General features: G+C 53.6%; 2 protein-coding genes (1 of these 2 running past the window's edge). Both read right to left on the reverse strand.

The window, feature by feature from the left end; all coding sequences use genetic code 11:
• A complete protein-coding gene (locus tag EHSB41UT_RS24320) occupies positions 1-23,373 on the reverse strand; it encodes a type I polyketide synthase (RefSeq protein ID WP_165767146.1) in 23,373 nt (7,790 codons plus the stop codon).
• Positions 23,366-23,848: the 3' end of an SDR family NAD(P)-dependent oxidoreductase gene (locus EHSB41UT_RS24325; protein WP_106408270.1), read on the reverse strand. It continues 11,610 nt past the right edge of the window; 483 of the gene's 12,093 nt are visible here — the last part of the coding sequence; the start codon falls outside the window, past its right edge; the stop codon is at positions 23,366-23,368. Before EHSB41UT_RS24325 ends, EHSB41UT_RS24320 begins: the two co-directional genes overlap by 8 nt.

A 23,848-nucleotide genomic window follows, 5' to 3' on the forward strand; every position in this document is an offset into this window, starting at 1 on the left:
TCACTCTTTCTGAAACGATCCGGCCATCGAAAACGAGACCATTACATCTCCATCAGCTTTAGCCTCCGGGCTACCTTGATGATCCGTCTCCTCAATCCAGTAGCGCTCACGCTGGAAAGGATAAAAACCAGGATTCAACCATTCCGGAGGCTCTTGGTACAGTAGTTCCCAATTAACCTCCCCCCCATTTGTGTACCAATATGCCAGAGCCTGCAAAGGGTGTGATAAATCCAGCGCTACGGGCGAGCAATCATTCGCACAGATATCACTTTTCTGACGGGATACCAGCATTGTATAGGGAACTGTTTCTGCACCGAATTGCGGCTGTGAAGCCAGCCTCAATTCACAACGAGGAGTGGTGGTTTCCTCGGTATCATGATCAATATCAGCCTCTCTACCCCAAAGGCTGTTCAGAACTGATTCTAGATGAGCATGTCCACTCAATGCCTGCGCCGTTATTTCACCAAGGCCAGTGGCTTCAACATAATCCGGAACGACTCCCCATTCATTTAATTGCAGAGCTATCGCCAGTTCGATCGAAGCGCCTAGCCGTTGGGCGTCATCTTGCTTAAGCCACTCATGGGGAGATATTTCCTGTATTTCTGCGCACAGGTTTATAACCTGTGCAAACATGGGAAGCCCCTGGTAATACGAAAGCAACTCCTGACTTTTTCGCTCAGGCCATTCCCCCGTGAGCTGATAGCAACACAGAATCGACTCCGGCAGCTCTGCACCAGACATTAACGGTGAGCAGGCAGAAGACCGTAGCTCATTAGCGTTGCGGCCCAATATCACTGCCCGATGTTCAAAGTGGGAACGTTTTAACGCAAAGAATGCACACAGTGCCGATGCATCAAAATCAGGGCCGTGTTCATTCAACCAGCTTTGAATATGGCTAACCCAAGCCTGTAAAGCCTGATCACTCCTGGCAGACAGTGGTAATAGATAAAGCGACAATGGACACTCACCACCCGTTTCAGTGCTTTCTTTTTCGAGTACTGGCTCAAGTACGATATGGGCATTGGTACCACTGAAGCCAAATGCGCTAACGCTGGCAGACAGTGGTATGCCATTAGAAGATTCCGGCCAAGGCTCTCCGAGAACGGGCATTCTGACTCTCAATTCTTGCCAGGGAATACGGGAGTTTGGTTCGTGACAATGCAGATTCCCGGGGACTCTTCGGTTGTGCATGGCCAGTGCCGTTTTAATCAGCCCGAGCACACCGGCAGCCGCTTCCGTGTGACCAGCAACGCTTTTTAGAGCGCCTAATATAAGTTCTGTCTGACTAGACTCACCAGCTCTCTCCATCGCCTGGGCAATAGCCTGAACCTCAATAGGATCGCCAAGTAGTGTTCCCGTGCCATGTGTTTCAAGGTACCCAACATCTCCCGCCTTATATTCGGCCCGTGCCAGAGCCTTTTGGATAACGGCTTCCTGGGCTTTGCCGCTTGGGGCCGTTAATCCCTGGCTACGACCATCCTGATTGGTGGCCCAGCCTTTGATAACACCATAGATACGATCATGATCGGCTTGCGCCTGAGAAAGGCGCTTGAGTACCACCATTCCGCAGCCTTCTGAAGGTACAAACCCGTCAGCATCATCACTGAAAGTACGACAGTGACCTGTTGGTGAAAGAGCTTTAAGCTTTCGGAAATACTGATGCCGACGCGGGCTCAGTATCAAATTCACGCCACCACACAATGCCAGATCAACGCTGCCATTGATTAACGCCTCACAGCCCATAGATACCGCAACCAGTGATGAAGAACAGGCAGTGTTAACCGGCATGGCCGGCCCCTTAAGATTCAGCCAGTAAGCCAGCTTTCCGACAAGAGTGCTGTGTTCGCTACCCAGCGCCGACCAGGCATCAAGTTCCTGCTCAGGCTGGCGGTAGATGCGCTGCTGATAGTCGTTGTTGTAGATACCCAGATATACAGCTGTGCGGCTGCCCCAAAGCTGTTCATAGGTCATGCCCGCATCTTCAAAAGCCTGCCAGGAGACCTCCATAAAGACTCTGGCCTGCGGGTCAAGCCAGGGCGCCTCACGGGGAGGAATTTCAAAAAACAGCGGATCAAACTGGTCTATATCCTTGAGGAATCCGCCAGACTCGCGGCCCTCAGTGTTAGACCAGCGATCATCCGGAACCGAGCCGACAAAGTCATGGCCTGATAGCAAAGCCTCCCAGAACGACTCCGCACCCTCTACCCCATCAGGCAAACGACAACCGATACCGACAATCGCAATCGCCTCGGAGCTTGTTTCAACAACCGTTTCAATAGCCGCTTCATCAGCTTCAACACCCTCAGAACCATCTTCACGCTGATTCATCAGATGCTGAATTAGCATGTCCAGTGTTGGATACTCAAATAACACCGTCGTAGATAGCGAAAGTCCTGTTCTCTTAACCAACTTCTGGCGTAGTTCGACAGCCAGCAGGGAGTCTAAACCTTGCTCGCTTAGAACCACGTTCTCTGAAAATTGACGAGTAGGGTCACGTAGCACCTCCCGCAGGCTGGTAACAATCAACTGGTGCAGGTCATTTCGCTGCTGTCCCGGACTCATGCCCGTTATGGGAACCTCAGCATTATCTATCTGCGGACTGGCGGTATTAGCCCATTTATGCGGTTCAAGGGGTAAAACATACTGAGTGCAATCCCTGCGATCCTCCGTTACCAAATGGTTCAGGCAGGCCACGCTTTGATCAGGAGACAGCGATAACAAACCATTTTCCTGCAACAGGCGTTGCATAGGCTTATTGCTGGCCTGAAGGTTAGCTACACCTGTTTTTGCAACAGCCGGCCAGCCAATGGTGGTTATGGGCAGACCTGAGTCTGTTCCAGCCTTTCCAACAGCTTCCAGCGCAGCATTCGCCGCCACATACGAACCCAATCCAGGAGGCGACATAACAGTGGACGCTGAGGAGAAGAAGACAACAAAATCCATAGGATTCTGCTCGACAAGCTGCAACAGGTTTAAGCCACCAATAAGTTTGGGACGTAGAACATTTCTGATTCTATCGACCGTAAGGTTGGCACATACGGAATCATCGAGACTGCCTGCACAATGGATAATGCCGCGTATGAGAGGCTGGTCGGGAGTTCTAAACAACTCAGTCAATCTGTCCAGATCTTCGACAGATGCCTGCACAATCTCAATAACAACCTGGCCTCGAAATGCCTCTATTTCCTGATTATCGGTATCAGAAAGAGAGGCATTCCGGCTTATCATGACAATATGCCGAGCGCCGCGCTGGATCAGCCAGCGAGCCGCCAAACGAGCCATTCCTCCGCTTCCACAAATCAGGTAGCGGCTATCAGACTGACACTGAATATTCTTTGGAAAGCGATCTGATGCTGGTTCCGAATTCAGCGTCAGTTGAGATCTCTGCCCCTGTTGCCAAAGTACATCGACAGCACGCAGCTTTCCCCTATTCCTGCGTTGCCACCGAAGCTCTCTGACCAGATCAGATAGACCTTCCGTCTGTTCAAAGGTTATACGTCCAACACCCAGTTCCTGATATTCCCGCCCGACCACCCGGCTCAGACAAAAGAGCGGATGATGGACAATCTCCGTCATATCTCTATCAGCTCCCGCTGCTGAGCTATGATCCCGGAATGACGCCAGCCAGAGGCGGGGCGTCACACCCTTATGCCCCAGCAGGAGCTCAGGGAGCTGCAACAAAATATCCAAATAATGCAGACTGCTATTAAGCAGTTCTTCACCTTGCCGGTAGTTCCCTCTGACCATTCCCAGCGCAAAAATCACATCAACAGTGTCGGCTGATATTTCTACAGACGCTTCTGTTGCCAAAAGCGTGCATAACTTGTCCTGCCAGCCTTCATCCAGATTGATAAACGACAGCGAATAACCATCGCTCTGAGGAAAGGTATCGCCCGTTAATACAATGATGGAATGATGATCTGCCCCAGAATCACAGGCACGGGCGGTAATAATGGCTTGAGGTGCATCGTCGGCCATCAGGCTTTGGCCGTTATCAAAACCATACTGCTCCAGAAGCTGGCACCAGCGGCTGGCAGGTAAAAGAGGATACCCTTTGCGGGCAGGATCTTCTGCACATTGCCACCAGCCTTCCAGAAGACCGAAAGTCAGATCCGTCCAGATTCCGGGGTTACTGGACTCGACGATCAACACCAGTCCAGACTCTTTTACAATCTCGCGAATAGAGGTGAGGCTGCGCTTCAAATAAGCACTAATATGAACGACATTGACTGCCAGCACTAGATCAAACAGCTCGCCGTTGCCTTCCCCCTGCTCTGACAGCTGATCCGAAAGAGACTGATTGAGATCGAGAAGCACAAACGACACCATATCAATATCAGCAAAACGACGGCGCGCCTGTTCAATAAATGATGCCGAAACATCGGTAAACAGATAATTGATCCGAACGCCGTACTCCTCTGCCACAGCGACTAACTCAGGGATTATTTTATGAGTGAGACTCCCTGTGCCCGCCCCCAGCTCAACAATGTTCAGTGGGGCACCCGAGGAAGCCTTTGCCGCTTCCCGCACAGAGGGAATAATTGTCCGAATGACCTGATCGATCATCTCGCCAGAGCTGTAGAGGCTTTCAAGCAAGGGGCGCCCAATATCACCCAACATCACCTCAACAGGGCTGACTTTCCCCTGCAAAACCCCAGCCAAATGGTTTCCACAGTGGGCCAGAAGCTGGCCGGCTGGTGTCTGGATGGGAGTAAGTTCGGCTGTCGCATCGTCTTCGAGCAACCCACCGTCACCGTACTCCTGAACAATCTCCAGCATTCTCTGGAACAGAGGCCGCTGGCTGACAGGTATGTCATAGCGATCTGCCAGTTTGTGAACACCCTCTCCAGACGACTGTGGACTCGCAGTCATCCCCATGGTTTTTAACGTTTGGGCAATCCAGCGAATAGTGTGCTGTTCCAGGCCTCTTCGCTCGTCAATATCGTCAGAAGAAACTTGCAGATTTCTCTTTTCCGGCAGGGGCAACAAAGAGTGTATGGGAGCCGGTACCTTCCGTTCCTCCATAAACCATTCATCGGGCAGAAGTTCCGGTGCGATGCTGTTGCAATCTTCTTCCAAGCTCTCGACAACTTGAGAATACAGGCGCTCAGTCTCAAGCCAGTAGTGCTCCAGCTGAAATACGCGTGGAGGCAAGGCAGGCCGGGTAATTGTTTGCTGCGGCTCCGGGCTTTCAATAATGAGATGGGCATTGGTACCACTGATGCCAAAGCTGCTCAGTCCCAGACGCAGAGGCTCCTCGCCATCAAAAGTGCAGACCTCTCTACAAACCTCAACGGATATATCTCGCCAGTTCACCTTGGTATTCAATTCACCCTCTACAGCTTGGGGTGGCAGGCTGCGGTGCTTGAGACAAGCCAGTACTTTAGCGAAGCCTGCCAGACCTGCGGCCGATTCCAGATGTCCAATACGACTCTTGATACATCCCAGTTTGAGCGAACTTTGTCGTACAGAGCTCCCGTAAACCCTATGCAAGGCGCTGACTTCAATAGGATCGCCCAGTATGGTTCCGGTACCGTGCGCCTCGACACCTGCGACCTCATCAGCTTTCAGGCCCGCATTATCCAGCGCAGCCTGAATCACCTTGACCTGAGCATGCTCATTGGGAACCGTAAGAGCACTGCTTGATCCATCATGGTTGACAGCACTGCCTCGGATAACAGCCAGTATCTGTTCACCGTTACTGCGCGCGGTTGATAAACGACGTAAAGCGATAACAACGCATCCCTCACCCCGTCCATAGCCATCGGCCTGCTCCGAGAAGGTCTTGCAGCGACCATCCGCAGACAGAGCCCTTGTACGCGACAAACCAACAAAAGGAATGGGGGAAAGCATCAGCTGCACCCCACCCGCCAGTGCCAGATCACACTCACCAGCACGCAGAGCCTGCACCGCAAGATGCACAGCAACCAATGATGAAGAACAGGCTGTATCTATGGCCATACTCGGCCCCTGCAGCCCGAGCAGATAGGAAAAACGCCCAGCGGAAAAACTGGTATGGGTTCCGGTCACATCCTGCCCGCTGATCTGGTCAAGGCGATCATCGCGGCACAGGTCATACTCACTGGGACCAATGCCCAGATAGACGCCGGTTTGACTATTTTTCAAATCCTCAGGCTGCAACCCTGCCTGCTCCAAAGCCCGCCATCCACACAGCAGAAGAAGCCTGTGCTGGGGGTCCATAGCCGCAGCTTCCCGGGGTGTCAGATCAAAAAGCTCAGCATCAAACAATCCGGGATTTTCAATAAAACAGCCTCTGCGGGTATAGCTCTTGCCGGGCTGATCTTTGTCATCACTGAAAATGGCATCGCTATCAAATCGCTCTGCCGGAATATCAGTTGTCAGTTCCTGATCATCCAGCAGCATTGTCCACAGACTATCAAGATCGCTGACACCACCCGGAAGATTGCAACCAAAGCCCACTACCGCTATGGGTTCATTTTTCAGGTTTGGCGCTTCCCCATGAGGAGCCTCTTCTCTTGATGCACTAACATTGACGAACTGGCTAAAATCAATTGACTCCAGAATCCGTTCTGAGAGATCGGTAAGATTGGGCGCAGTCACCGCCCAGGTGACAGGAAAGTTTATTCCCAACAACTGCTGTATTTTCTGGGCGAAGGCCACCACCATCAGGGAATCTATCCCCAGCGAGAACAACCCTTTACCAGCCAGTTTTTTATCGTCCAATCGTGCCCTGATTTCTGCCGGCAACAATGGCAGAAGTTCATCCATCAGCAGATTCAGCAGTGCATTGTGACGTAGCTCTGCCTTAGTCTGCTGTATCTGTAAAAACGCAGGTGTAGATTCAGAAGGTGGACATGCCGGTGGCACATCGTGGGTCATATCGCCAAGTACCGGACTCAGCCAGTCTTTCGGAAACTGTTGCCAATCCAGAGCCAAAGCCAGCCAATAACCAGTGTCCGATTGTGGAGCCTTGAGAATGGCGGAAAGAATCCCCAAAGCTTCACCACTCTCAAGGTCTCTGGACAATCCACTCCAACGTGCGGATGACTCACGAATAATGGCACTCTCACCCCAACCGCCCCAACCAATACTGATCGCAGGCAGGCCACAGCGTTGACGGCACTCGGCTAACTGATCCAGTCCAGCATTGGCAGCCAGATAGCTGGCCTGACCACTATTGCCTGTGACTGTTACCGCCGAACTGAACAGGACAAACGCATCCAGTTGTTTATCCAATGTCGCACGATGCAGATTAAGGGCTCCGGTTACCTTGCTGTTGGTAACCACCTGCCAGTCATTCCTGCTTTGCTCTGTCAGCAGGCCACTGGAGTAAACCCCAGCCAGATAAAAGACAGAGGTCAGATCATTCAAGCCAGCGACAAGCGCTTCAACCTCTGCCCACTTGCAGACATCGACCTGACGGTATTCCACCCGTGATGTATTCAACTGTGAAAACCACGGTTTATGGCGCTCCGGCTGGCTGCGCCCAACAATCACAATATGCTGCGCCCCCTGATCAAGCAGCCACTGGACAACAAGACGACCAATATCCCCTGCGCCACCAACCACCAAAATGGTGCCCAGAGAAGCAGAAAAACCGGTGATGCTGGTTTGTTCTGCCGATGCTTCCAGCCGCAAATGACACCAACCATCATCCCGCAGGCATAGTCGCTCATCCGCCCCCTGCTCACCGTACTGCCCCAGATAACTCACCAGCCAGGACAATTCCGATGCAGAGGGGGAGCGATGAGACTCAATCACCCCTCCCCGGAACTTCGGCAGTTCACATGCCAGTGCCCTTGCCAGCCCCCGGCACATTCCCCTCACGACCTCTCGCTGGCAATGGGCAGGATTATCCGTTGCCGACGTTTCAAGCAGAAACCACAGAGGCATAGAGGCCTCGGTGTTTTTCAACCAGCGTTGTAGTTGTTCAACCCAATCCAGCCATTCGTCTACGGTGTTGACGGTCACGGGTAAAAGGACAAACGCGGGGGTGATCTCAGGACTGTTTATATTCTCCAATGTCGAGCGAACGATTAACCCGTCCTGCTGTTGCCAGCATTCTACAAAGGCCTCTAAGAGTTGAGATGCGCCAGACTCCAGCAGTAATACTGGTTCCGTTGGCAGACTTTGGGATGAACTGACTTGTACACGCACAGGTTGCCACTGCACCTGGTAACAGCGGGCTGGAATGTCAGCATCGGGTTGTGGTGACACATCATTGGCTTCAAGCCAGTAGCGTTTCCTGGTTGTAGATGAGTGTTTTGGTAAAACAGCAGGCTCAACGTTTTGTTCTGCAACCAGGCTCTGCTCACCGTCGTGTAGCCCACGCACCAATAAATGGACATTGGTACCGCTAATGCCAAACGAGCTGACGCCTGCCACCCGGGGAAATCTATTTGAGGAGGGAAAATCCGTAGCAGTCTGCACAACACTGACAGGAAGGGTGTCCCATTGCAGGCGCGGGTTCAGCACCTGACTATGCAGTGAGGGCGGTATGATGCCTTCGCGCAGACATAAAATTGCCTTTAACAGCCCTGCACTGCCAGCCGCTGTTTCGGTATGTCCAATATTGCTTTTGATAGATCCCAATAACAGTGAATCGCTTCGCTCCGAGAAAACCTCAGCCAGTGCTTCAACTTCTATCGGATCACCCAATTCAGTGCCAGTACCGTGGGCTTCTACATAACCCACTTGCTCTGGAGACAATCCCGAAGCTGACAACGACTGACGTATAACAGTCTGTTGTGCAGGACCATTGGGAGCCGTTATACCCTGGCTGCGCCCATCCTGATTCACTGCCGAGCCGGTTATCACCGCCTCAATTTTGTCGCCATCACCCAGGGCATCTTTCATGCGCTTTAACAGAAGCAGCACACAACCTTCCGAACGGACAAAGCCGTCGGCGGCCTCCCCAAAACTATGGCAATGCCCACTTGGAGAAAGGGCATTCACTGTACTGAAATAGGCACTGCCCCGAGGCTCCAGAATAATATTTACGCCACCCGCCAGTGCCAGATCGCACTCATTCTGTCGCAATGACTGACAGGCAAGGTGGGTTGCAACAAGGGAAGATGAGCAGGCCGTATCAACCGGTAGATTGGGACCTTTCAGGTTCAACCAGTAGGACAGTCGGCCCGCCATTGTGCTGGCCAGACTGCCAGACATGGACCAGGGCTGGATCTCACCGTGGCCAAAGAGTGATCGTTGCTGATATTCGCTGCTTCGCAGACCAACAAACACTCCGGTACGGGTGCTGTCCGTTTTGTCTGGCGGATAATTGCCCCGCTCAAGACACTCCTGACCAGTCTCAAGCAGCAAGCGCAACTCTGGCGCGATGAAGGGAGCTTCTTCCTCACTGATGCCAAAGGCCTGAGGATCGAACTGTTCGATATCGTCGAGAAACCCTCCTCTCCTGTTACAGATTTTTCCCGGCTGGCCCGGGCCATACCAGTCATCATTGGACCAGCGGGAGGCGGGAACCTCACTGACACTCTCCTCGCCAGCCATAAGCTGTTGCCACAGTTGCTCCGGAGAATCGACGCCACCGGGTAAACGACAGGCCATACTGATAACCGCAATATCGTCTAGTCGTCCTGTATCGCCTTCTGGACCGGACACTAACGGCTCATTCTGAACCTCATTACCTTCCTCATTGTCAGCATCAATCGCTAACTTGCTACTGAGATAACAGACCAGTGCCTCAATGGTCGGATGATCAAACAGCAGGGTGGTTGAAAGCGGGATTTGCAGCTGACGAGCCAGCCGGTTACAAAGTTCGACCGCCAGCAAGGAACCAAGCCCGAACTCCTGCAGAGCTCGGTCTGACGGGATAGCCTCATGCAATGACAGAATGCCTCTGACTTCCCTTTGCACCAGCTCTTCAAGCGCGCTTCGGCTCCATTGACCTTTGCTGACACTGGCAGCCGTATTGGTGTCTTCTCCTGAAATATTCTCCTGTCGCCGGTTAATGATCAGGGCACGACCTTCAGGGAACTGCTCCCGCTGCAACAAAATCTGTTCCAGCTGCTCCAGAAAATCCTCAGGCGAAAGAAAGCCAAGACCTTCCGCTTCCATCTGCGCCTGAACGGCAGGAGCCATTGAGGCCGCCGAGCCAATATCCGATATCGGCCCAACATTAATGCTTATAGCATTGATATTCTGGCGCCTCTGCCATTGGGAAAGCTGATCCAGATAACTGTTGGCAGCGGCATGATTAGCCTGACCATTGGCGCCATAAAGGCTTACGACAGAGGAAAGGTAAACACAAAAATCAGGTCGTTTATCTAGCGGCTGTGCGACAATGGCCTGATGAATATGCCATGCCCCCGTGACTTTGGGAGCCAGTACCCGCTCGAACGCCTGCTTATCCTGTTTCAGGAACAGGCCATTATCCAGAACACCCGCGCAATGGAAGATACCTGCATAAGGTTGTTTATCGGGGGCAAACAGAGTGTCCAAAGGTTCTGATCCGACATTCAGAACCACGGTTGTCAGATCGGCATCCGGAGCCTCGGAACGCAAAGACTCCACCACCTCGCTATCCATAGGATGTCGTCCCACCAGAACCAGCCTGCGGGCACCATGGCGTATCAGCCATCTGGCAATCAGAAGCCCCAGCCCCCGTGATCCGCCGATCACCAGATAACGGGCATCCGGTCGGCAAATAAAAGGATGACTATGGGAGCCATCCATATCCAGAATCACCTTACCGACGGTTTTACCCGCCTGCATGTCCCGCAAGGCATCAACTATACGTTCAGGTGCATAGATGGAAGCAGGCAAAGGCTCAAGCTGCCCCGATGCTATCAGGGATGTGATTTCAGCCAGCCAGTTCTGAACACGCTCCGGCTCCTGTTCATTGATCCGGGCGACATCAACAGCCTGATAGCGCACATCGGGTCTGACCGAATGAACCTGCTCTGCTGTCCATATCTCCCTTTTGCCCAGCTCCAGAAAGAAACCACCCTTCTGAACAGCACGTAGATTCGCATCTATAAACCCCGGCGCGCTCAGGCTGTTTAAAACAACACTGACTCCCTTTCCGCCGGTTTCCGTGAGGATGGCATCAGCAAAGGCGGTGTTCCGCGAGGAGTAGATGTGAACGGGCTGGCCCTCGCCAGAACTGTTGAGATAACTTTGCAGCCAGGTCTGTTTGTGCGAACTGGCTGTCAGGATGAAACGAGCACCCCGCAGGCGACAAACCTGGATAGCCGCGAGACCAATGCCACCAGCGCCAGCATGAATCAATACATGGTCTTTCTCGTTTATACCGGCCAGCTCTACCAGACTGTGCCACACCGTAGTGAAGGCTGCTGGTAATGTTGCTCCCTGATCCTGACGAAACCCTGCTGGCAAAGCACAGACATGAAGAGCATGAGTAGTGAGATACCGAGAAAAACTGCCCCCGGAGAGGGCTATCACCCGCTGGCCCACGGCAATATGGTTCACGCCTGCGCCGATACGAACAATCTCTCCGCAACATTCCGTGCCTAACTCTTTATCGGGATCCTCAAGGCCCGGGTACTGGCCCAGACAAATCAAAAGGTCACGGAAATTGACGCCCGTGGCCGATACATGGATTTCAACTTCACCGGCCCCAGGTGGTGATCGCGAGACATCACTCCAGCTCAGAGAGTTCAGATTACCCTGACTCTCTTTAATGCCAGAGAGATGCGGATTATTGTCTGGATGATAAGCCAGCCGGTTATTTTCAGGCTGAGGGATGACTCTGTGAATCCAGCGGTGGCCCTGACGACAAACGACCAAAGTATCCTGTTTATCCTGCCAGACAGCGTTAAGCTCCCGGGCCAATGCCCTCATCTGATCTGCAGGGACATCCGCCGGGTCCAGATCGACCTGACGCCAACTGATTTGTGGCATTTCACGAGACAAGGTACGAATAATACCGGTAACAGTGGCCTGTATGGGATCAACCCCTGTACCGGTTATTGGCGCCCCTGCCCCCCGGGAAACAATACAGGTCCGTATCTTATGTTGTTCCGCAAGAACACTGATCTCAGTTGCCATGGCAAAGAGTGCGTTACGCAACGCCATTGCCACACCTAAAAGCTCACTCCCATAGCTTTGTTCATCGGGGATAAAGTAAATAAACGTCTGATGATCATTATCAACCTTGGGCAGCCCATGGTTTGAGTTCCAAACCTCCACTGTTTGACCGACTTTCCCCAACACCTGCTCTAATGCTTCTGAAGAATCTGATGGTGCGTACAACCAGTAGCGCTGGCTGCTCGAAGAGAGATACGGAGGACGGTCAGTAAGATCGCTTTTATCCTGAAGCCCTCGGCGCGCCATAATAACGGCCTGGCCGGATTCCCCATGCCCTGCCGGTAGACAGCTATCAACCGGCAGGGTCTGAACAGCATCAAAGCCAGCCTGTTCCAGCGCAGATTGCCACTGTTGGGCAGACAGTATCGGGCTGTCATCTGGCAACCCCTCATCCTGATAACCGTCCCAGCCCTCGAACAGACCAAACACTGTCTCCACCCAGGGTATCCGGCACATGGTTTCCAAAAAAAGGAGGACACCATTAGGACGCAATAGCTGCCGAAGCCCCAGCAAGGTAGCGTGTAAATCGGTAGCGGTATGCAGCGCGTTAGCCGCAATAAGAATATCCATACCACCTTTAAGATCAGAATGATTCTCCTGCTGGTCGGACGGCTGGTTCAGGTCGTAAACAGCTGCGTCGACAAATCCGCTGGCCTGAAACTGCTTGCGGGCGCTATCGACCAGAAACGGACTGACGTCGGTCATCGTATATCTGATGCCGTCAGGAGGCAGCACAGGCAACAGAGCCTGGGTAAGTCCGCCGGTTCCTGCCCCCACCTCCATAACCTGCAACTTTCGCCCACGCCCCAGGTTATCAACCAGCGTCACCATCACCCGACGAACCAGGCTGTTACCAGCAATAGCGGCAGGCGTATCCCGGTAAAGAGCAGTCAAGGCGTCACGGAAACGTGAATGGTTAAACAGATCGGAAATCTCACGCTTCCCGGTCAGTAAATCCGGCAACGCCTCCCCCACGGTTTCCAGCAGGGTGACAGCCGGACCGGGTGGCAGTTCAGCGGATTTATATCCCTCATCAGACAAGACAAACTTGCGGTACTGTTCCACAAGGCGATGGTAACGAGGCACCACAGCGACCTCTGCCAGGAACTCAGCCACATCCCATTCATTGGATGTCGCGACCTTGGGAAACAAGCTGACCAGCGCCTGTTTGACGATAGACCTGGCCATCGACGTCAGTTGATTCTGTGAAACATCCTTCGGCCAATCATGATAAGCCGGTCCAAAACAGAGATCGGGATTTCCCTTCAGGGAGGCAAACAGCCCGGATAATGCCTCCGTGTGTGGGAGAACATCGAGACTGCGTTCTTGTTCATCAAGGGGCTTATTGACAGTGTCCAGCTGCCAACAAGGTTTGCCCGCATGGTCAGCGCCCTGAATCCGGAACAAAGCACGACCTATCGCACCAATAGCCAAACCCTGGCTATCGCGGATATCTATTCTGCAGCTGGCTGATCGGGTGGTTGTTTCAAGAAGAGTGACCCATACCCAGACTTCAGTCGTGGTAGCCGCTTCCAACCGGAGTTCATCAAACGCAGCGGGAACAATCGCATGCTCCGGAATGGCTGAGCCATCCTTCTGTTGCATTGCCTTATTAATTAACAATGCGCCGGCATGGAGGCAGCCATCCACCAGCAAGGGATGCAGTACACGCTGACTGCCTTCTATAGGCATAGATTGATCAAGAGCAACTCTGGCAACAGCGACCGGAAGCCCGCCCTCGGAGGTATGCCAGAGCTGTCGTACAGTATGAAAGGCAGAGCCAAACTTGATGCCGCTATCGGCCAGCATCTGATAAAGGTCCGCAAGCTCCTGTTCTTCTGCCTCCCTGCTGAGATGGCTGACCATCTCTCTCAGGTTAACCGGCGATGGCAACGTAGAAGCCTGTGAACCTGTATCACTACACCCGCCATGACCGCTGGCAAGATGGACAACATCCGCGCCCCCAGTTTGATTCACGGATCGCGCGGTGATCCGGATTGCCTGTTGTTCCTTCTGTACCGCGATCTCCCACACATCATCGGCACCCAGCATCAGTGGCTGCTGCAGGGTCAGATCATTGAGACAACCGGGTTGATCACTGTACTCAAAGTAGGCTGCCAGCAATAACGTACCGGGAACAATAATCTGGTCGTTGACCTTGTGATCAGCCAACCAGGGATATCGCGTCATTGAGAGTGTTTGCCAGAGAAACGTTGTCGTCTTCTGTGATGCTGGCTGCTGAGAACCATAAGGTTGAAACCAGCAGGAAATTCGCTGAAATGGTACCGCTTCCGTATTGAATACTTGGGCGGCTACTGGCTGGTGAGGTTCTTCCACAATCAGGTGGACATTGGTACCGATCAATCCAAACGAGCTGACCCCGGCACGTCGCCGATGCCCCGGTCGTCGAGGCCAGGGCCGCCCCTGACACAACACCTCAAGACGAGTACTTTCCCAGGGGATATGAGGGTTACGCTCTTCGGCATGAAGACTGGCAGGCAGATGTTCATGCTGCATCGCCAGAACAACCTTCATTAAACCCAGAATACCGGCTGCCGCCTGGGTATGCCCCAGATTGCTTTTCGCGGAGCCCAACAACAGTGGCTCGTGACGTTCAGCAAAGATTTCCGCCAGTGCTCCAGCTTCAATGCTGTCACCAAGGGGTGTCCCGGTCCCATGGGTTTCCAGATAGTCCAGCCCATTCACATCACAACTGCAGCGTTCAAGCGCTGATCGCACCAAAGCCTGCTGTGAGGGACCATTCGGAGCGGTCAGTTGCTGACTCCGACCATCCTGATTCACCGCCCCTCCGCGAATTATGGCGAGAATCGGATCACCATCGTTCAGGGCATCCTGATAGCGTTTAAGCAGTACAACACCACAACCTTCCCCCCAACCGACGCCGTTAGCTCCGGCCCCAAAACTGCGGCATATTCCATCAGGGGACATCCCCTCAAGACGACTGAATTCCAGATAAAGCAGCGGAGTCAGCATCAGGCTGACCCCTCCCGCCAAAGCCATATCGCAATCGTGATTCAACAAGCCTTTACAGGCGGCATCCACAGCAGCCAGAGAAGAAGAACACGCCGTATCAATGGTCAATGCCGGACCGCGCAGCCCCAGGCAATAGGAGATACGTCCCGATGTCGCAGCTGCCGCCGTCCCGGTGCCGGTCAAACCGGTGTGCTGGGCCGGTGCCGTACTTTGCAGGGACTGGTACTCATACGACATTTGCCCCATATAAACACCGGTCAGGCTATTGTTAAGCTGATCCCGGGTATAACCGGCATTCGCACAGGCCTGCCAGCTACATTCCAGTGCTATACGCTGCTGGGGGTCCATAACATTAGCTTCATGAACCGGGATACCAAAAAAGGCCGGATCAAACAGGTCGATGCCATCAATAAAGAAACCGGTTCGGCACGTTATGGTTCCGGGGATACCCGGATCCTGCACATATAAAGCCTCCGCATCCCAGCGGGAATCCGGTACCGGCGTAACCGGGCAGGCTTCCCCGTCCAATAAGGCCCATAACTGTTCCGGTGTCTCCACATCTCCGGGAAAACGGCAGCCCATACCGATAATGGCAATCGCAGTCTCTGGCACCGGCTCCTCAGTAGACGGCTGTTCCTCGATAGGTGACGTTGTGACCGCCTCAACATTCTCCCGTTGTGGTGGCGTATAGTCAGGTAGCAAATAGCCAGTCATAGCTTCCAGAGAGGGGTAGTCAAACAGCAGCGTGGCCGGGAGCTGGCGCTGGAAGTGGGGTTGCAGGCTTCTCCGCAGCTCAAGAGCGGTAATCGAATCAAAGCCCTGTGCGGTTAAGGGTTCCTGCCGGTCCATTTCTTCTGCAGGCAGCTTGAGGATTTCCGCCACCGCATTACAAATCAGCTGTTGCAGACTCTCCCGTTTATCACCTGATTGAGGCTCTGCTTCTGGTTTGGGTTTGCCTTGTGGCCAGGGTGTATCTGATTTGGTCGATACCTGGCTGGCATTCTCCCCTGCCTGGAAACACGTACGGAACGCGGAGAACAGTGGTTGGTGCGGGCAGTGCTGGTGATAAAATGCCGCCAGTTTTTGAGGATCATAGTGTAACAGTACCCGCTCACCGCTCTCGCTCTTATCACCACAAAGAAGAGTCGCCAGAGCATCCAGAGTTTGTTCCCGTGAGCTATCCGCAATCCCCATGGCGTTCTGGCGATTTTGGGTCTGGCTATCGCGACTGGCAATATGGGATGTTTTCCCGACGGGCCCAAGACACAGACTGGCTGCCGGCAAGCCACGGCCGCGACGATGGCTGACCAGCGTATCCATAAATACATTGGCAGCACTATAGTTGCCCTGCCCGGGCATACCCAGCAACCAGGTTGCAGAAGACAGCACCACGAAGAATGTTAAGGGTTTGTCTTTGGTCAATTTGTGCAGATGCCATGCCCCGGCCGCTTTTGCGGCATGCACCCGCTCAAACCGCTCAACACTCTGGTTCAGAAGAATGCCATCATCGAGAGCACCTGCCCCATGGATAACCCCTAGCAGCGGGCCATGCTCCTGCTCCATAAACGTCAGTAGCCGTTCAAGGCTGGTGCGGTCACTGATATCGGCCTGCCGAGGGATAACGCGCACACCTTTGCCAGACAACCTGTCAATCAACGCCTGAGCCTCAGAGCGGGGCGCGTTGCGATTCACCGTTACCAGAGTACCGGCTCCCCAATCGGCCATCCGTTCCAGTATGCTGAGCCCAAGATCGCCCAATCCACCCGTGACCAGATAAAAGCCGTTTTTATGTAATTGCGGTACCGGCTCTGGTGGAGCGGATCCGTCCTGTTCAGCCATCCGGAGGCCATAGCACTGCTGCCCGCGCCAAAGCCAATGGGTTTCCGGTGCCTTATCCTTGATGGCGGCACGGAAGAGGGTCAGCACCTGTTGTTCAACGGGGGCAAGGGAGGCATTCGGGGTACGGGTGTCAAGATCCCCCAGATAGCAGCACAACTCTGGATGCTCCCGCGCCATAACCGAGCCAATGCCCCAGAACAGGGATTGCCCCGGATAAGGAATCTCACCAGCACTGTCGTCTGCCAGTCTCTCTTCAGGAATGACCCAGTTATTGCAGGTCAGTAACCAGAGTGTCGGAGGCTGTACAGATTCATAAAGGGTTTCGAGAAGGTGGGGCAAAAACGGAACAAAGCGTGAGAGAACATTATCGGCAGGAGCCAGTAAGAGAATGTGGGGCGCGCTATCCTGATGACCATTATCTTCAACAAGCCACTGCCGCAACCTGGATTTCCCGTCTTCCCCGGTAAGCGCCAACTCCCCCAAATCAAATGACGTGCAGGGGATACCGGTCTTTTGGAAAGACTCAACAATACGTTGTCGGGTAATGGAGTTACCCGCCTGTTGACGACTATCGCCGATTACCACTACACGGCAATGGCTATCAACACTCTCATTCCGGGTATGTACAGATGGTATCGACAAAGGCTGCCAGACCAGTGACCAGAGGTCTGACAAAGAAGGCCTGGCATTAAATGCAGCATCCGTCGCCTGTCGTGCAGTGATGCCCTCCATAGCCAGCCAGCAGTGTCCGGCAGGATCATAGAATTGCAGTTGGGCGTTCATACCCTCAACAGAGCCATCATCTTTCAGGGCGTAGCTCAGCCGCTGGTAATTGCAGAAGCCACCATCACACGACTGTACTTCCGACAAACATTTATTTTGCGCCGGGATACAAACCTGAAGCCGCTCTACGGAAAAGGGCACCAGAGCCCGTTGCTCAACACTGGGCAGGCAGAGCTGGCCACAACTGAACAGGTTATCAATCAATGCACTGTCAACAGGGGTATGCTCTTCCCCCGCATTCTGCGGTCTGGCCATTTCCACCAGACAACTATCAGCTTTTTCCTGCCAGCCCTGACGGTACCAAAACCAGTCCGCCCCCCAGTTCACCCCCTGCCTTTTTAGCCGGTAAGCCAGCTCGTTCTTCGGTAACGGGTTGCCTTGGCTTGCTTTGAGTGCATCGTTATCTATCGACGGCAAAGGCTCTTTATTCGCCAGAATCCTCCCTCGACAGAACACCCCACCAGCATCATTTTCAACCGAGAATCGCCACTGTTCGCCTTCGGACTTAAGATGAAGCATGACCTGATGACGGCTGCTGTCATCAGGCAACAACAATGGATGGTCAAACTCTATAGCTTCCAGTGCAAAGCTGTTCTGCCCACTGACACGGGAGAAAAGTGCAATGGTCTGGGCAATATACCAGGCACCCGGAACAACCACCTGATCGCCAACTCTGTGTTGATAGATAAGAGGCGTCGTCTGCTTATCCAGCTGGCGGACTTCTTGTATCGGTTGAACGTGTTGGATGTTTGGGACTTGTTGAACAACAGTCTGAGGACGTAGAGCACTATAGTATTTACGTTGGAACGGATAGAGCGGCAGATTCATAAAACGTGCAGCCCCCTCTCCCAGCACCCCGCTCCAGTCAGGTTCCCCCCCCTGCTCAACCCACTGTACAAACCCCTGCCACAGTTGTGATCCGCGCCCCTGCTCCGGGACATTTCCATCAAGACAGGCCAGTGCGTTGAAATCACTGCCGACAATAGTTCTGACCAGGTTAATCAGCACCGGTTTGGGGCCCATTTCCACCCACAACCGTGTCTTTTGTGCTTCCGATTCCTTACCCGCGAGTAACGTTTTTACACTGTCGTAGAAACGTACCGAGGACAGGATATGGCGCACCCAGTAATCAATTGAGGCCATCTCCGCATCAGCTTGCTCACCGGTAACATTGCAGATCAATGGCCAGCGAGGCTGAGAGAACTGTATTCCACCAATATGTTCCCGAAACCTGGCTGTCATGGGTTCCATCAGTGGCGAATGAAAGGCATGGGATACCATCAGCGGGATGTAATCGATGCCTCCGGACTCGAGTGTATTCTGAAGTTGAGCCAAACCCGACAGGGAGCCGGAAACGACAGTCTGCTGCGGCCCATTAACTGCTGCGATCACAACATCAGGCACAGACAACAGCGGCAAAATATCCGCTTCTGCGGCCATAACCGAAACCATACCGCCCTGCCGTGGCCCCTCAACCGGAAGCTCCTGCATCAATTGCCCGCGAGCGGTGATCAGAGTGATAGCATCCTCAAGACTGAACAATCCCGCTACACAGGCCGCGGTAATTTCTCCCACACTGTGACCCAGCAAAACATCCGGTTTCATACCCCAGACCAGCCATTGCTGCGCCAGAGCATACTCCAGCGCAAACAACGCCGGTTGCGTATAACGGGTCTGATTCAACAGCCCACTATGTTCATCCGAAAAGAGCAGATCGGTGAGTGGTAGAGTGAAATGGGGCGCTAAAAGCTGAGCGCATTGATCAATGGCCTGCGTGAATGCTGACTCCCGGCCATAGAGGCTTTGCCCCATCCCGGTATACTGCGAGCCCTGCCCGGTAAACAGCCATACAATTTCAGGATCATCCGTTTGCTCAACGGCCTGCCTCTGATTTGCAGTAAGCTCTGTAGAGAGTTCAGGCCAGCTGTTGGCAGTAATAACACGACGGCACTTAAGCAAGGCCCGGGTCTGGGCCAGATTCCAGCACAGATCCCTCAGGGTAAACCGAGCGTGTATGCCAATATCTCCGGCAAGTGTCGCATACTGCTGGAGCAAATCTTTCAAGGCATTCTGGGAGCGCGCCGAAAAAATCAGCGGCCATGGCCGTTCATCATCCTTTCCACCAGCCTGAAGTTCCTCAGAAGCCTGCGCGGATTCCAGAATAATATGGGCATTGGTACCGCTCATGCCAAAGGAGCTCACCCCGGTCCGGGCTGGTTGCGGTAACGGCTGGCTAACTGTTGGTACCTGCAACCCGTCCTTCCAGTCGATACGCTGACTCAAAGGCTGGCAGTGAATCTGCCCGGGAATACGCTGATTACGGAACATCACCAGCACTTTCAGGACTCCGGCCAGACCTGCGCCCGCTTCCAAGTGCCCAAGATTGGCTTTCACCGTCCCCAGCCACAAGGGGGACTGGATATCTCGCCCTTCACCGTACACGGTCTGAAGGGCTGAGGCTTCAATCGGATCCCCCAATGCCGTACCAGTACCATGGGCCTCGATATAATGAATATCAGCCGGCGACAAACCGGAATTAACCAGAGCCTCCCGGCACACCAGCTCCTGTGCCTCCGCACAGGGGACGGTCAAACCATTGCTGCGTCCGTCATGGTTGATCGCACTGCCACGTATCATTGCCAACATCGGGGTCAATATTGGATGATCACTGCGAACAAGATCGGCCCGACGCAGAACGACAACAGCACAGCCTTCTCCACGCCCATAGCCATCAGCGTTCTCGGCAAACGCTTTGCAGAGTCCGTCCGGTGCGATAGTCCGGGCATGGGTCAGGGTGACAAAGTGATCCGGGTTAAACATTAACTGCACACCCGCCACCAGCGCCTGGTCACACTCCCCACCGCGCAACGCCTGCACCGCCAGATGAAGCGCTACCAAGGATGACGAGCAGGCGGTTTCGACCGTCAAGCTTGGCCCCTGCAGACCAAGGTGCCAAGAGAGCCGGCCGGCGGAAAAGCTTTGCTGGCTTCCGGTCAGATCATAGGTGTCCTGTACCGAATGGTTGACAGCATTCTCAGCGACCAGCCGCTCATGGTAATCACTGGAGCCAATGCCGATATACACCCCGGTTCGTGTGCCTTCCAGATGGTCTGGGGAGAGGCCCGCATGTTCCAGCGCATGCCAGCACTGCTCCAGCAGCAACCTCTGCATGGGGTCCAATTTCTCGGCTTCCCGAGGGGAAATCCCGAAAAAGGCGGCGTCAAACATTTCCGGATTTTCAATAAAGGAACCCCTGCGGCACCAGCTGTTTCCGGGAGCCTTCCCTTCCGGGTCATAGTGACTGTTGCTATCCCACCGGTCTGCCGGAATGTCGCCGACAGTATCCCGCCCCTCTTCCAATAAACGCCACAGGTCATCTAATGAATCAACGTTACCGGGCAAACGACATGAAGCCCCGATAATGGCAATAGCACCGGGGGGAATCGTATCTGTAGAAAGAACCTCTTTCGGCTGGGCTGGCTCTGGTTGTGATTGAAGTGTCTCTGGAGATTTGGCAGTTCTGGTTGTAGCCTGCGCCAAAGGTACTAACCGGCGGGACAGAGCCTCTATATTACGGGAGCCTATGACCCAGGCGGGTGGAATAGTCAGGCCAAAAGCCTGTCCCACACGATTAGCCAGCTCAACCGCTGTCAATGACGTCAGCCCCCGGTCAAACAGGGCGTCTTTAATTGTCAGTTCTTGCCGCTCTAGCCCCAACAGAGCTGTAGCCTGATCCAGAAAGCAGTTGGCCAGATCCGTCTGTAATGTGTGATCCGAAACAACCTCCCTTGCGGGCTCGATATTTTGAGGCTGTGGACCTAGGAGCGCTTGAAACGGTTGTTCATCAGTGAAACGGGCAATAGCCAGATGGGAAGGCAGATTCCCTTGTTCCAGCGCTATCAAACACCTATCCAAAGCGGCCAGCATCTGCTCCGGTTTTGATGGCAACACTCCGGACAACTCTGAAGCAGCATCCCGGACCATACCGGTTCCCTGCCATATTCCCCAGTTGATCGAAACCGCTGAATGTCCATTCGCGCTCAGGTATTCAGCCAGACCATCCAGCCCGCCATTTGCTGCCCCATAAACCGTTTGCCCGACGTTGCCCACCAGGGAACAGACTGATGAACAAAGCAAAAGATGACACTCTTTATTGGCTCTTTCACCCTCCGATAGTGCCTGGAGACGTGTCAGCATCAGAGCCCCTTCCACCTTGGCCCCGGTGACTGCCTGCCAATCATCCTTTGTCTGATTTTCAAACAGGGCATCCCGCAAAACGCCGGCACCGTGGATAATCAACGACAACGGGTAACCATCACAGGCGGCCAACAGTTGTTCTGGTAGACGGTCATCACTGACATCACCTGTCAGAGCAACCAGTACACAATCGTCTTTTACCTGCTCCTTCCAGCGGGCCAGAAGACATTGATTAGCATCGGATTGACTGTTTCGACTTAACAAAACGATCCGCTGATAGTCCTGTTTGATGGCCCAGGAAACCAGATATTGCCCCATCCCCCCAAAAGCACCGGTAATCACAATGCTTCCTGAACGGGTGGAATGCGAGCGGCTCTGGGACTCAGCAGGGTTATTTATTACCTGTCCGTTCATGGCCTGCAATTGATCGCCCCGCAGACGCAGTACCATAGGGGAGGATGCCGATCCACAGAGTGCGGACCAAAGCAATATCTTCTGGCTATCGATATCCCATGAAGAGCCAAGCTGCAGCAGGCGTATCGGTAGATCCGGCCACTCTTTTTTGAGTGAAGGCAGCAGACCGCCCAAAAGGCCCGATATCAGAGTGTCACTAAGGGTTTCCTCGCTTCCACCCGTTAGCAGAGTGATTGATTGGCAAGCACGTTGGCCACTCTGAAGCCGCTGGCCAATACCTTGAAGCTGCTGAAAATATTCCCAAACCTGCGCCAGAGCAGGTTCTGTTTCCGGCAGGGAGATAAGCAGATGACCGGTTGGCGCCAGGTCTGAGAATGCATCACCCACCTGTTCTATAAGCGATGCCTGTTGTCCTTTTTTCGACAACAGGGGTTTCAGACGGGCACTCAGTGTACCATGTAAGTACCAGATCTCACTGGCCGCCTGGTCTGGTGTGGCTGAGGTATAGGGCTGCCAGCTGATGCTGTAGAGCATGGGGGCGCTATTTGTATCAACACCGGGATCAACATCCGCATCCGGCGATGATAATGACGCGGGAGAGAAATCCTGTGTCTGTAATGGATAAAGCGGCAACCCGGTCAGATTCATCCGTTCATTGCCGTATAAATGCTCAGACTCAAGACCGGCACCAGAAAACACACGTTGAACCAGTGCCTCGCAATTTTCCTGAGCATTGCCGGGGTTTAATTTTTGCAAAAAGGTCTGCCAGCTTTCAGCCATATCCTCTGGGTAGATTGGCTGGTTAGCCACCCGGAGTTCAGGGGGATACTGATCTTCAGGTTGAGAGGAGAGCACCTCCAGAAGGTTAATTAATTCCTCCCGATCACCTGCAAAAAAAAGAGCCTGCCAGGGCATTGTTGATCGTGTGCGTGCCAAGGTGCTCGCAAACTGCACGACAGATAACTCCGTTTCCTGACGACAGAATTCCAATAATCTTCCGGCCCACTCGGCAAGTGCAGCACGACTGAATGCGGAGACCAACACTGGCACCCGCTCTTCCCCCTGAGGAGTTTGCCCCCACCATCTTTCACTCATGATCAGGCTCCTCAAGGATAAGATGGGCATTCGTACCACTGATACCAAACGCACTGACAGCCGCTCGTCGTTTATCTTTGGTGTTAACCGGCCAGGGGATTTGTTCTCGGGGAACAGTCAGATTGAGAGAATGCCAGGGAATCTCGGGGCTAAGTTCCGAACAGTGCAGGGATGCTGGAATACTGCCATGGTTCATGGCGAGTACTGTCTTGATAACACCGGCTACACCCGCTGCAGCCTCACTATGGCCAATATTGCCTTTTGCAGACCCCATCCATAGCAGCTCGGAATCCCGGCGGCCTCGGCCATAAACTTCACCGACTGCGCGGGCTTCAAGAGGATCACCCAGCCGGGTTCCGGTGCCATGGGCCTCCATATAATCAATATCACTGCCCTCAAGGCCAGTACGTTTCAGGGTTTTACGGAGCAGTTGAATCTGCGCCTCACCATTGGGGGCAGTTGGTCCCTGGGAGTG

It is taken from the genome of Parendozoicomonas haliclonae, assembly GCF_900174585.1.
Lineage (GTDB): Bacteria > Pseudomonadota > Gammaproteobacteria > Pseudomonadales > Endozoicomonadaceae > Sansalvadorimonas > Sansalvadorimonas haliclonae.